The following is a 13,802-nucleotide window of genomic DNA, read 5'->3' on the forward strand; positions in this document are numbered from 1 at the left end:
CTTTATTTTTTTCTTATGGGTATAATTTTCCCTCTCTTTGCAGTGTAATTGTTTTTTGAGCTTGTGCAATAAACAAAGCAGTCACTTCTTATAAATGACTGCTTTGGTGTTATTTTCATGCTTTCAGTTTGAATGAATACCCGATCTGTTCATGAAAATATAGATTAACTGATTGATCACATTGCAGCAGGGCGTGGTGGCGTAAAGCCTAAGGCACATTTGCCTTTTAACTCAGTACCATTGACTGTAATGACGGTGCTTTGCGCATCTGCCATACAAGAACGGTATAATTCAGGCTCATTGCCTTGTAATTGCACTGCTTTAGATGAACTAAAGAATTGTGGTTCACAGGTACCATTCCAGATAATCCCACGATAAGCAAAGCTTACAGGTGCGCCCTGAGTTTTACCTTTACAGACTTGCTGGAATTTTTGCGCGTTATAGACGGTTTCTACTTTATCATTTGCCTGCACTGCAAATGGACTGAAAAATAAGCCACAAAGCATACAGGACAGCAAAATTTTCTTATTCATGATGTTTCCCTTTGTTTCTCATATCTGTGCTATTAGGATAAAAAATAGACAAATTAAAACAACGGTGATCTGGTTAATTTTTAGGTCTAAATGTTTTTATGTACAGTAAAAATGCAAATTTGGATTACAAAATATTAATTTTGTAGCGCGGTTAAGCCAATAAAATCGACTGAATCTGTCAACTTATGCCACAAGTTTTGCTATAATATTCCGTCTTTATTTTTTATCTCTCATTGACCATTATGCACTATCCTAAAGTTTACGATGTCATTGTTATTGGTGGCGGTCACGCAGGCACCGAAGCGGCGCTTGCAGCAGCACGTATGGGTCGTCAAACCTTACTCTTAACTCATAACATTGAGACTTTAGGGCAGATGAGCTGTAACCCTGCAATTGGCGGGATTGGTAAGTCGCATTTGGTACGTGAGATTGATGCCTTAGGCGGCGCAATGGCATTGGCTGCCGATAAAAGCGGGATTCAATTCCGTATTTTAAACTCGCGTAAAGGTGCTGCTGTTCGTGCAACACGTGCGCAGGCAGACCGAGTTCGCTTTAAAGCTGCGATTCGCGCCACTTTAGAAAACCAAGCCAATTTAGATATTTTCCAACAAGCAGCCGATGACCTGATTGTAGAAGGCGATACTGTAAAAGGTGTAGTCACTCAAATGGGGATTCGTTTTGATGCGAAAACCGTGGTATTGACCACAGGTACATTCTTGGGTGGTGTGATTCACATCGGTTTAGAAAAATCGAGCGGTGGTCGTGCAGGCGATCCTCCATCAATTGCTTTGGCGGCACGTTTACGTGAATTAAATTTGCCTGTTGGGCGTTTAAAAACAGGTACGCCACCACGTATTGATGCACGCTCAGTCGATTTTTCGGTCATGATTCCGCAGCCAGGTGATTTCCCATCACCAACCATGTCATTCATGGGTGATGTGTCGATGCACCCTGAACAAGTGAACTGCTATATCACCCATACCAATGAACGTACTCACGAAATTATTCGTGGTGGTTTAGATCGTTCACCGATGTATACAGGTGTGATTGAAGGTGTTGGCCCACGTTACTGCCCATCGATTGAAGATAAAATTCACCGTTTTTCTGATAAAGACTCGCATCAGGTATTTTTGGAGCCTGAAGGTTTAGATACACATGAATTGTATCCAAACGGGATTTCAACCTCTTTGCCGTTTGATGTGCAGTTCGAGTTAGTTCGTTCAATTCGTGGTATGGAAAATGCGCATATTTTGCGTCCGGGCTATGCAATTGAATATGATTACTTCAATCCACAAGCCTTGAAATTCACTTTGGAAACCAAAGCCATTAATAACTTGTATTTTGCAGGTCAAATTAATGGTACGACTGGTTATGAAGAAGCGGGTGCGCAAGGTGTGTTAGCTGGTTTGAATGCGGCACGTCGCGCTTGGGATCAGGAACAATGGACACCAAAACGTGACGAAGCTTATATTGGTGTATTGGTTGATGATTTGATCACGCTAGGTACCAAAGAACCGTACCGCATGTTTACCTCACGTGCGGAATACCGTTTGATGTTGCGTGAAGATAATGCCGATCAGCGTTTGACGCCAATTGGTCGTGAGCTTGGTTTGGTGGATGACACTCGTTGGGCAGCTTACTGTGAAAAAATGGAAGCAGTAGAACGTGAAACAGGGCGTTTACAACATTTGTGGGCTGCACCAAACAACCCAATGGGTAAAAAATTTGTTGAAATGACAGGTGCAGATTTATCCAAAGAATGTTCTGCGATTGATCTGTTAAAACGTCCAAATATCAGTTTTGCGCAAATCGCAGAATTAACGGGTTCAGACGTTTCTGCACAAGTGGGCGATCAAATTGAAATTGCAGTGAAATATGCAGGTTATATCAACCGTCAGCATGAAGATGTCGCACAATTAAAACGCTTGGAAGAAACCAAAATCCCTGCCGATTTTGATTATGATGCAGTGTCAGGTTTATCGCGTGAAATCACGCTAAAATTGAAGCATGTTTTGCCTGAAACTTTGGCACAAGCCAGTCGTATTCCAGGTGTGACACCTGCCGCAGTTCAATTGGTGATGATCACCATTCGTAAAAATGCACAGTCACGTAAATCTGCTTAAGGTTTGATGGATTGATGAAGAAGCCCACAATTTAAATTGCGGGCTTTTTTATGCGCCAAAGTAAATCAGATGCTAAGCAAAGAAGAAGTTGCGTATAAGAATAAATCTGATTTCGACTGCATATCTTATGATTTCACAGCTAGATCAGGAGCATTTAAAGTGACACTTATCAACATAGATAGGAGCAAAATATGACTTTAAAAAGCATTCGTTATAGTACAGCTGAACTGGCATGCCCACGCTGAACGATGCCGAGTCAATTTTAATTTTAACTTCAATCAGCAATCACAATAATTTGATTTAAAAGAGAACGATAATGCTATCGCCCCAATATATTTGGGGCTTTTTTATTCCTGAGTTTGATACACCGCATTGGCAACTTCTACAGGTTCAATCTGAATTAGCTTTTTACCAAAACTACGCAACCACCAAACCAATTGTGAGGTAAACGGCACAGTGGCAGTCACCAACACATTACCATTTTCCAGTGTTTCCATAGTTTGATCTTTGCTTAATTGGCTTTCATCGAAGTATATGGCATCAGCTTTTTGCATGGTAAGTTTGAGCTGAATATTTTCAGTAGCTTTACTGAAATCGACTCTAAAACCTAATTCGCCAGATTCAATATAGGCATCAATATCAAAATTAACAGGATGCAAGGCGCGTGAATCTAAAACTTTGGCTGCTTTAAAACGATGCAGGGCAAAGGTTTGAATGTCGGTTTTGTCAAATCGAGTACAGATTAAATAAATCACCGCACCTTTTTGCACCAAAGCCAAAGGATTCAGCACATAAGTTTTTTCTTCGCCTGAATTGCTGCGTGATTGATAAATACATTCTAGTTGTTTGTCTTGGAGCAAGCCTTCATATATCGCCTGTTGTGCATTGCGGTCTACGACTGGTGGAATTAAAGGTTGTGTTGCAGGCACAATTCGCACACGATTAATCCATTGGCGGACATTGTTTTGGGTCGATAGACTGCGTCGTGCCAAATCAAACCATGGGTTCATTTCTTCAATCAAACTTGGCGGCAGCAGATGTTTTAAATGTTCCTCGACCATCATAAACGTTACCGCTTGAGAGCTGGTCATGTGCGGTAAACTTTGAATCGGTGCATCTGAACGCCAGCGCCAACCTTGTGGTACGGTACCATTACTTTCAATTGGAAAGCGCTGAGAAATTTGATTTAAGTCACGTTGAATCGTACGCAAACTAATGTCGATACCTTCACGTTGCAGGACATCGTGTAATTCACGTGTGCCCATCCATTTACCTGTAGAAAGGCGCGATAAAATTTGCCATTGGCGATATAAACTATTCGATGTTTCTTTTTCTTGTATAGACATATTCAATATTTACTAGGTCAATTCATACGGATGAAAACTTGTTCTTCCACACAATAAGAAAACTCGGAATGATTAGCAAGTTTTTTACTGAAAAAGGGCAAAATATAACCGCAGATTTTGCAGTAAATATCACAAAATTTGGACGGGCAAAGTTAATCAAATAATAGAAGTGAATCAGAAACTATGACCTCAAGCCATACTTGGATCAATTAGAAAAGCAAGATTGAATAGTTGTGTTTAAGTGAAAACCCGTCATTGTTTTGTATGGTAGATACAGGTTTATGTAAATAAAAGCGGTCTGAGTGGATGAGTGCTGTAGGTTAATTGGGCAAGGCGATTGAGGTGCTTTATCGCGATGAATTATCAACAGACCTTAGAGTTAGGAGGATGAAACAACCGTGAATTTATCTAGCAGCGATGCGCGAGAAATTTTTTGGTTAGCCCGATATTTAACCCGTATTCAATATGTATGTCAGCAATTTCCATTTAAACAAAATGATGCTGCTTTGACTTATGCACATGCCTTTTGTTTGCCTGCATTTGATGCAGCTTCTTTAAATGAATTGATTTTAAACGAAGAACAGCCTGCTTCATTTGCGATGCAGTTTGAGCAAACACGGACAAAAATTCAAAACTTGGCACAGGTGTTTTCTAAAGCTACTTATGTTGAATTACAGCAATGTATTCAAAATGCGTGCGATAACGCGAGTTATATTTGTGATGTGGTACAAGACTGCGAAGCACTATTAGATGCAGAACCACAGCAGATATATTTATTTTTCCAATTGGGGCAAAAAATTGAACAATTAGACCGACAAATTCGGTTAAAACAATCGACTGAAAAGACTTTGTCGCAATTGGAAATGATTGTGCAATGCCTAAAAGATTTAGGTTGGACGTCGTTTGTAGACGCATGGCAACAGCTGAAACAGCAACCCGATACCATGCATTTTTATCACTTTAGTGATCATATTCAGCACTTACTTTCGGTGGATTAAGCAGAACTTGTCATGTCAAATTAATCGACAACAATATTATTTTAAGCTCTGTGTAGTTAAAAAAATAGTGGAAGCCGAAGCTCCCATTATGTCTTAACTTATTACTGGCTTTGAACAGCTATCAAATTCAATAGCTTTGACTCGTGCAGTACTTTCGGCTCGGTTACTTAGTCGCGTTCAACCGCAAGTGCAACACCCATACCACCGCCGACGCAAAGCGTTGCGATGCCTTTTTTTGCATCACGGCGTTGCATTTCGTGTAGTAACGTCACAAGGATACGGCAACCAGAAGCACCAATCGGGTGACCGAGGGCAATTGCACCGCCATTCACGTTTACTTTATCTAAGTCTAAGCCTAGTTCTTTGGCAACGCCTAAAGCCTGAGCGGCAAAGGCTTCGTTAGCTTCAATCAAATCAACTTGATCTAAGCTCCAGCCTGCTTTATTCAGGGTTTTCTTTACCGCTTCAACAGGGCCAAGACCCATAATTTCAGGCTCAATACCCGACATTGCATAGGCTTTAATACGTGCTAAAGGTTGTAGACCTAAGGCTGCAGCTTTGTCTGCACTCATCATCAACACTGCTGCTGCACCATCGTTAATACCAGAAGCATTGCCTGCGGTTACGCTGCCATCTTTTTTGAACGCAGGGCGTAATTTATTCAGGCTTTCAAGGGTAGTATTGGCTTTGATGTATTCATCTTCAGCAAATACAATTGGGTCGCCTTTACGCTGTGGAATGCTTACAGCCGCAATTTCATCTTTAAATTTACCAGCCGCTTGTGCTGCAGCCGCGCGTTGTTGTGAAGTCAGTGCCAATTGGTCTTGTTCTTCACGGTTTAAACCAAGTTTTTCTACAATATTTTCTGCAGTAATACCCATGTGATATTGGTTATAGGCATCGGTTAAACCATCAGCCACCATGCTGTCGATCAACTGGGCATTCCCCATTTTTTGACAGTTTCGCAATTGCATATAGTGTGCGCTTTGTGACATTGATTCTTGACCACCAGCAACCACAATTTCTGCTTCATCACACTGAATCGCTTGTGCAGCCAAATGTACGGCACGTAAACCTGAACCACACACCACGTTAAGCGTTGATGCAGGTACTTGCACAGGAATACCTGCAGCAATTGCGGCTTGGCGTGCAGGGTTTTGTCCTACACCTGTAGTGAGTACGTTGCCCATAATCACCTGATCGACTTGTTCAGGCTGTACTTTGGCACTGTCTAAGACTGCACGAATTGCTGTTTGCCCCAATTGTGGTGCAGATAAAGAAGCGAGACTACCTAAAAAGCTACCAATTGCAGTACGTTTTGCAGCAACAATGACAACATCTTTCATTTTATATCCTTAAATTTTATGTTTACGTTTCTGTGGATGCACATGATATATAGCATGTGCATTGCTGTTGTTATATGACTGATTAAAATAAATTTACCAAAACATAGCGACCTGGTGCTGCTTCTATCATTGGATATTGCGCATTACCTAAGGCGCGGGCAGGGACTTGTTCGCCTGCATACGGTGTGACCCAAGCCTGCCAGCGTAGCCACCAAGATTCAGGATGATACTCTGCACCATCTAGCCATTGCTTGGTATTTTCAAACTTGGCAGAGTTGGTATAGCAGCCGTATTTATTACGACTTGGCGGATTCACAATGCCTGCCACGTGTCCAGATTCACCAAGTACCAGTGTAGATTCACCGCCTAAGTAATCTGCACCACGGAAGCTTGTATCCCAAAGTGCGATATGATCTTCCTGCGTTGCAATAAAGAAGCTTGGTGTTTTGACACGAGAAAGGTTGAGTCCAACACCGTTTACTTTCACTGCGTTTGGTGAAATCAATTCATTATTCAAATACAAATTACGCAATAAGAAATTATGAATTTTGGCAGGAATATTGGTGCCGTCGCTGTTCCAATACAAAATATCGAAATCTGAAGGCTCTTTGCCTTTTAAATAGTTCTCGATGTAGTAGTTCCAGTACAGGGTATTTTCACGTAACAAACTGAACGTAACTGCCAATTGGCGACCATCAAAATAACCGAATTGATTATTTAAGGTTTCTAAACCATTAATCACAGGTTCATTAATAAATACGCCTAAGCTGCCTGGGTTTTCAAAGTCGATAATGGTTGCCATATACGTGGCAGATTTCACATGACTTTTCAGGCGTTTTGCCACGTAATAAGCCTGCGTTGCAGCAAGTAAAGTACCACCAATACAATAGCCGATACAGTTGGCTTCTTTTTCTCCTGTAATTTCTTCAATAACACGCAAAGCTTCAACCGCACCTGCGGTGATCAGATCAGCGAAAGTGAGTTCTTTTTGTTCAGCATTTGGGTTACGCCAAGACATTAAAAAGACCGTATGACCTTGCTGACGTAACCAGTTCACCAATGAGTTTTGTTCGCGTAAATCCAGCACATAATATTTATTAATAAATGGCGGCACGATTAGAATCGGGGTTTGATATACATTTTCTGTCGTTGCTTCATATTGCAACAACTGGAAAATTTCATTTTCAAAGACCACTGCGCCTGGTGTATAGGCTAAATCTTTACCCAAGCTAAAAGAGTCACTATTGACTATGCGAATAGATAAATATTTTCCGCTATTGACCACATCATCATGGAAAATTTGCATACCACGGACAAGGTTTTCGCCTTGTTCGGTAATGGTTTGCTGAATCACTTCAGGGTTAGTCCAAAGAAAATTGCTTGGTGATAAAGCATTAATCATTTGACGGGTAAAAAAGTGAATGCGGTAACGCACTTTGTCTGGAATGCCTTCTACGACATCCACCATATTTTGTACCAGTTGGCTAAACAGCAAATAAGACTGCGATAACAGGTCAAAATTGGGTTGTTCTTGCCATAATGGGCTGTTAAAACGACGATCACCACTTTCAGGTTGAATGAATGGTTCGATGTCTTTTGCCACACTGCGCATCATCACATTTTGGTAGATTTGCATTTGACCTTGCCACCAGCTCCATTGCATTTCCATCAAGCGTGCTGGATTTTTAGACAAAGCTTCAAAGAACATAGACATATCTTCTTTGTTGAGCTGTGTTAAGGCGTCATTAATAGGGCTTTGCCCATAATAAAATTCTTGTAGTTTTTTCCAGATATCATCGTGGCTAGAGAAAAATTGTAATATATTTTCTTTGAATTGAAATGAGTTCTGTTTCATTTCATCGCTCCATAGCACATGGCTTTTATCAATCAAATTGAGTGCAAGGCTGAAACTAAAACGGGGAAATTTTCACACTTCCCCGTAACATTCGTCCTGATAACGCATGGTTTTCAGAGCAGTGTTTATTTATTATTTGGCATTGAATCGCTGACTAACTTTTCAAATTCTGCTTTGACTTCTGAAGTCAGTGTTGCTAATTTTTTGCCATCTTCAATCATTTGCTGACTGAGTTTGTTCATAGTTTCTAATTGCTTGGTGGTGCAGTTCACCATGCTTTGCATGTCTTTCACTTCGCTATTGGCAAACATTTGTGCTAAACCAATGTTGGCATAGTTGCGTGCTGCTTCTAATTGTAGGTTGGTTAAGTTAGCAAAATTTTTTGCAACTATACTGTTGAATTTGGTGTACGGTTCAAACACGTTTTTGTATTGAGCATTCATGTTTGAAAATAAGTCGCCGTATAGCATGGGTGTCACTCCAGTAAATAAACTTGTAGATTAAAATGAGGTGTTACACGCTTAGTGCATGTATAAGCCGCCGTTGATTGATAAGGTTTCGCCTGTTACGTATGCAGCATGATCACTCACTAAATACATAACTGCTGCCGCAATTTCGGTAGGGGCGGCAAGACGTTGCAGAGGAATTTGTGCTTCAATGCTTTTAATTACTTCTTCGCGCATGGCTGTGACCATCGGGGTTGCGGTATAACCTGGTGCAACGACGTTCACGCAGATATTTGAACGTGCGCCTTCTTGCGCCAAAGCTTTGCTAAAGCCGATGATGCCTGCCTTAGTTGCAGAGTAGTTGGCTTGACCAAATTGACCTTTTAAACCGTTCACCGAACTAATGTTCACAATGCGACCAGACTTTTGTTCTAACATTTTGTTAAATACAGGCTGAGTCACGGTAAAAAGTGTTTTTAAGTTGGTTTCAATCACTTCAGACCACTGCGTATAGCTCATTTTTTTGAAAGTTGCATCGCGGGTAATACCAGCATTGTTGACCAACACATCTACACGACCTTCAGCATCAATTGCTTCTTGAATGGCTGCTGTAGCCGCTTCATGCTCATTTAAGTTGGTTAAAACAAAGCGCACATCACTTTCTGTAAAGCCTTCGTCTTTAAGCCATTGCTTTTCGCGATCTTCTTCTCTTGGTACAACCGTTGCAATAATTTTATAGCCTGCTGTAACCAGTTGACGGCAAATCTCACTGCCAATACCACCTAATGCGCCCGTCACTAAAGCTACTTTTTGTTCAGACATATTCTTTTCCTAAGCAGAATAAGGTTATAAAAATTAAGGAGTTTTTCCTCTTTATTCTTGTTTAGAAATTAAGCGTTTTATATTTCAAAGAGGCTGCAGTTTGATGATGCTTTGAAGTCAAAAGTAAACAAATATTGGTAATAGATTATTTTCTTATCATGTGGATGCTTTTATAAATGGCTTAAATAGTCGTGAAGTCATTGATTCATCGTAGCGCGCAGCACAAACTTCTGAGAACTGGTGAAATGTGATTAATCCATGAATTTGAAGCGATGTGGCAGTTTAAAGACAGTGCGCGAGCATATTGTTTTTTCTTGAGATTTTGAGTGTGATTTTCAGCTAAATATTTGGATGACTGTAAAGCGCTAAATGCAAATGTGGGTGACCACAAATTTTTATCAATATGAATGGAAATACAGTGAATTTAAGAAAGTAAAAAGCGAAAAGAAAAATATAAGAAAGAAAAAGAGAATGGCTTAGACGATTGCATGCAGCAAAACTGCTACATGCAACAGATCGAAAAAAGAAAGTTAAATGCTGGTTGCCTTGCGCTGTGGGCGAGGGCTTAAACGACACAACAACTCATAGCCAATCGTACCATTGGCTGTGGCAACATCATCCACCAAACGGTGTTTGCCCCATAGTTCAACTTGTGTGCCTAATTCAACGTCTAAACCTGTGACATCAATGGCAATCATATCCATAGACACACGACCAAGTACAGGCGTTAATTTTGTACCAATCGCAACAAAATTTGGCTGCACAAATGTACGTGGATAACCATCGCCATAGCCAATTGAAACAATCGCAATTTGCATGGCTTGTTCTGCAGTAAAGGTTGAACCGTAGCCGACGTGTTCGCCTGCATCAATTTCATTTAGTGCGATCACTTCTGCGCTTAAAGTCATCACAGGCTTTAAGTCGAGTGTATGCACATTATGTGCGGCAAAAGGCGTTGCACCGTAAAGCATAATGCCTGGGCGTACATAATCAAAATGCAATTCGGGATAACGATAGATTGCAGCAGAGTTACAGCAAGAAGCAAGAATAGGGCTGCAATTGTCTTTGACATGCAAAAATTGCGCGACTTGTTGATCATTTAAAGCATGATCACCATCGGCATTGGCAAAATGCATGGTCAACACACAGGTAAAACCTTCGGCTTTGAGCATGTGAATCACATCAATAATTTCAGGAATTTTAAAACCTAAACGATTCATGCCACTGTTGAGTTTGACCCAGACTTTTAAGCCTTGTGTGATGTAATCAGCTTTATGTTGTAGCAGCCAGTCGAGCTGTGCTTGATGATGCACCACACATTCTAATTTGTGTGCTAACACACTTTGCATTTCATCGGCAGAAAAAACACCTTCAATCAGGGTGATGGGCTGCGTATATCCCAATTCACGAATTTCTAAGGCTTCTTCAACGCAAGCGACACCAAAGGCATCGCTGTCTTTTAAGGCTGCTAAGCAGTCTTTTACACCATGTCCGTAAGCATTGGCCTTGACCATGCTAACAATTTTCGCTGTTGGGGCAAGTTGTTTGACACGGTTTAAATTATATTGCAGTGCCTGACTGTCAATATAAACTGTTGCTTGGCGCACCCTAAATACTCCTTGGGAATGACAATTGGTAATTTGTGTTAGATACACTGTGGAGTGATAAATAAATACTAAAAATAGTTCTATTTAAAAATATTCACTATTGTAGACCTATCAACCTCAAATAGACATGAACATTTAAGTTTTTGATCATAAATTAATTTAAGATCGAAAAATCTATTAGGTTATTGATTGCAAATAATTTGTAAAAGTTTCAGACTTTATTTTTCATATAAAACTATACGTTCTAAAAGCTATTATGGTGTTAGATGCTCTCACTCAGGAAATTCTAAACTGTACGAGTTATGGCAAGATTCAGATGATTGTGGAGAGTGGGTTCGTAATTTAAATGAACTCAAAGAGAGATTAAACAATGCATTTTAAACTTGGATATGTTGAATAAATAATGAAAATATTTTGTTATCTGGGATGGAGTACTTTATTTTTTTGTCAGTCAGTTATGGCTTGTATGCCACATTCACCCAATGACGTTTTTATTGCCCGTTACCAAGGTTCACTGGCAGTACAGGAGAGTTCAGACTTCATTTTTGAACTCAGTTCAGGTCAATTTATTTTTCGCTCAATACTAGATGAGGTTAAATATAAAAAGCCTACTCAATGGTACAGTGGATTTTCAGGTAAAAGTACAGCTAAAAACCAATTAATTATTGGTTTAGCTTATGCACCAGATGGTGCTAAACCCCAGCAATATCAAGTAGTTTCATTTGCAACATTAAACTGTAAGAATGACCAGCTTGTTTTATCTAAACCGATTGTCCCATTTTTAGCTTGGAATAAGCAGACATCAAATTGTTCTACAGGCGATAGAGCAGAGGTTGGGATTTTAGATGGTTTTATAGACTATGATCAGACACATTATTTGGCGCAACTGCAACAAAAGTATCCGACATGCGAGCAACTAAATAAAGCATTTCCATCATTTGAAATGGAAGAAAATAGCCAAGATTGGAATTTACTCTCAAGCTGGAAACTATGGTGGGCAAAGTTAATAAGTCAGATTAAATCATGGTTTTAATAAAAAGAGCAATGCAAGCATTACTCTTCATCATCATACTGAGCATAATACTCAGGAGATAAATTACTAAAACGGGTATATTGTCCTTCAAAAGCAAGACGTACCGTACCAATAGGGCCGTTACGCTGTTTACCAATAATAATTTCGGCAGTGCCTGCTTCTTTAGATTCTTTATTGTAAACTTCGTCGCGGTAAATAAACATGATTAAGTCCGCATCTTGCTCAATTGCACCAGATTCACGCAAGTCAGACATCACAGGGCGTTTATTAGGTCGGTTCTCTAATGAGCGGTTGAGCTGTGACAAAGCAATCACAGGGCAGTTCATCTCTTTGGCCAAGGCTTTTAAGCTACGTGAAATTTCTGAGATTTCGCCGACACGGTTATCGCCCATGCCTGGGACTTTCATTAACTGCAAATAATCGACCATGATACAGCCAATTTTACCGCCATGTTGTTTGGCAATGCGTCGCGCACGTGCACGTACTTCCGTAGGCGGCAGGGCAGATGAGTCATCAATATACAAATGCTTTTCTTGCAGTTGTAAAATCGTGCCTGTGACTTTTGACCATTCATCGCCACTGAGTTTACCTGAACGTAAATTCCCTTGATGCACTTTGCCGTATGCAGAAATTAAACGCATTGCGATTGAGTCTGCAGGCATTTCCATAGAGTATACAAGGGCAGGCAAATCATTGTTAAACAAAACACTTTCGACCAAGTTCATGGCAAAGGTGGTTTTACCCATAGATGGACGCGCAGCGACAATAATCAAGTCACCTGCTTGCATGCCCGAAGTTTTATTATCTAACTCCACAAAGCCTGTGGTTAAGCCTGTGATGTTACCTTCCATTTTAGAAAGTTCATCAAGTTTGTCGAATACATCGGCAACCACACTCGAAATGGCTTTTGGGCCTTGCGCTTTGGCATTGTTATTGTGTTGTTCGGCAATTTGGAAAATATTAGTTTCAGCCAAATCTAAAATCTCACTTACACTACGCCCTTTGGTGTCATAGGCATTTTGTAAAATTTCAGAACTGACTTTAATCATGTTTCTGAGGGTTGAGAATTCTTTAATTTTCGTGGCATAGGTTTCTAGGTTATAAAAACTAGAAGGTGAGTCTGCCATGAGCTGCATTAAATATTCTTCACCGCCCGCAGCTTCGAGTAAATTTTGTTTAATCAGCCAGTCATTCACCAAAACAGCATCATAAGGTGAGTTTTCTTTAGATAAAGAATCAATAGCGCGGAAAATATATTTGTGGCGTGTCGCGTAAAAATCAGATTCTTGTAATACATCACCCACTTGTTCAAAAGATTCGGCTACAGTCATCAACGCAGCCAAAACAGCTTGTTCGATGGCTAAGTTATGCGGTGGGGTACGAAACTCTTTAAGCGGGCTGTTCTCATTTGGTTTTAGATCAGACTTTGCAGTATGTTGCTTTGCGCTAGCAGTCGCCTGTGACATATAAATCCCTGATTTTTAAAACAGTAAATGCTGAATAATGCACGGGGGTTAGAACTTGAAACTCATATTCTTTCCACTTCCCGATGATACGCCCTCTAGAAAAAAAAGCGAGTAGATTTTGGTGAAGGATAAGTCAAAGCGTATAGATCGATTTAGGAAAATTGTACTAACTGTATATTCTAAAGACAAAAAAAGAGCATGCGATTAGGCATGCTCTTTTCTTTTGC

11 protein-coding genes are annotated in these 13,802 nt (G+C 40.2%); 3 read left to right on the top strand and 8 right to left on the bottom strand.

All coding sequences use genetic code 11. The annotated features are described in order from the left end of the window. Positions 1 to 176: 176 nt before the first annotated feature. On the bottom strand, positions 177 to 533 hold the full coding sequence (locus FTU70_RS05210; protein WP_180060217.1) for a hypothetical protein: 357 nt from the start codon (positions 531 to 533) through the stop codon (positions 177 to 179). Between the two features lie 242 nt (positions 534 to 775). On the opposite strand from FTU70_RS05210, the gene mnmG reads away from it, so the two are divergent. Then, positions 776 to 2,656, top strand: coding sequence for a tRNA uridine-5-carboxymethylaminomethyl(34) synthesis enzyme MnmG (gene mnmG / locus FTU70_RS05215; protein WP_096900911.1), 1,881 nt, complete (start codon positions 776 to 778; stop codon positions 2,654 to 2,656). A gap of 347 nt (positions 2,657 to 3,003) precedes the next feature. Here mnmG and FTU70_RS14265 read toward each other — a convergent pair whose 3' ends face one another. Then, positions 3,004 to 4,002, bottom strand: a complete 999-nt coding sequence (locus FTU70_RS14265) for a YafY family protein (protein ID WP_218946822.1) — start codon at positions 4,000 to 4,002, stop codon at positions 3,004 to 3,006. A gap of 398 nt (positions 4,003 to 4,400) precedes the next feature. On the opposite strand from FTU70_RS14265, the gene FTU70_RS05225 reads away from it, so the two are divergent. Then, positions 4,401 to 5,000 carry a hypothetical protein gene (locus FTU70_RS05225; RefSeq protein WP_004973138.1) on the top strand — a complete coding sequence of 200 codons (600 nt, stop codon included), beginning with the start codon at positions 4,401 to 4,403 and terminating at the stop codon, positions 4,998 to 5,000. A gap of 167 nt (positions 5,001 to 5,167) precedes the next feature. Here the strand turns inward: FTU70_RS05225 and FTU70_RS05230 are convergent, their stop codons facing one another. The 5 genes from FTU70_RS05230 to alr form a co-directional block, all read right to left on the bottom strand. Beyond that, positions 5,168 to 6,346 (bottom strand): acetyl-CoA C-acetyltransferase, encoded by a 1,179-nt coding sequence (locus FTU70_RS05230; RefSeq protein WP_004973139.1) that lies wholly within the window; start codon positions 6,344 to 6,346, stop codon positions 5,168 to 5,170. Positions 6,347 to 6,428: 82 nt separating this feature from the next. Continuing rightward, entirely contained in the window at positions 6,429 to 8,201 is a 1,773-nt protein-coding gene (locus FTU70_RS05235) for a class I poly(R)-hydroxyalkanoic acid synthase (RefSeq protein ID WP_167846072.1), read from the bottom strand. A gap of 125 nt (positions 8,202 to 8,326) precedes the next feature. Then, positions 8,327 to 8,671, bottom strand: a complete 345-nt coding sequence (locus FTU70_RS05240; RefSeq protein WP_004973142.1) for a phasin family protein — start codon at positions 8,669 to 8,671, stop codon at positions 8,327 to 8,329. 51 nt (positions 8,672 to 8,722) lie between these two features. Then, positions 8,723 to 9,469, bottom strand: a complete 747-nt coding sequence (locus tag FTU70_RS05245) for a beta-ketoacyl-ACP reductase (protein ID WP_004973144.1) — start codon at positions 9,467 to 9,469, stop codon at positions 8,723 to 8,725. 530 nt (positions 9,470 to 9,999) lie between these two features. Continuing rightward, positions 10,000 to 11,076: an alanine racemase gene (alr, locus tag FTU70_RS05250; RefSeq protein ID WP_167846070.1), complete on the bottom strand. Its 1,077-nt coding sequence runs from the start codon at positions 11,074 to 11,076 to the stop codon at positions 10,000 to 10,002. 466 nt (positions 11,077 to 11,542) lie between these two features. Between alr and FTU70_RS05255 the strand changes: the two genes are divergently transcribed. Continuing rightward, a complete protein-coding gene (locus tag FTU70_RS05255; protein WP_180060241.1) occupies positions 11,543 to 12,109 on the top strand; it encodes a hypothetical protein in 567 nt (188 codons plus the stop codon). Between the two features lie 20 nt (positions 12,110 to 12,129). On the opposite strand, the gene dnaB is transcribed toward FTU70_RS05255, so the two are convergent. Beyond that, the gene (dnaB, locus tag FTU70_RS05260) at positions 12,130 to 13,575 is read right to left on the bottom strand and encodes a replicative DNA helicase (protein ID WP_004973149.1); all 1,446 of its coding nucleotides are present in this window, start codon (positions 13,573 to 13,575) and stop codon (positions 12,130 to 12,132) included. Between the last annotated feature and the right edge of the window lie 227 nt (positions 13,576 to 13,802).

The organism is Acinetobacter sp. YH12135, assembly GCF_013418565.1.
Classification (GTDB): domain Bacteria; phylum Pseudomonadota; class Gammaproteobacteria; order Pseudomonadales; family Moraxellaceae; genus Acinetobacter; species Acinetobacter towneri.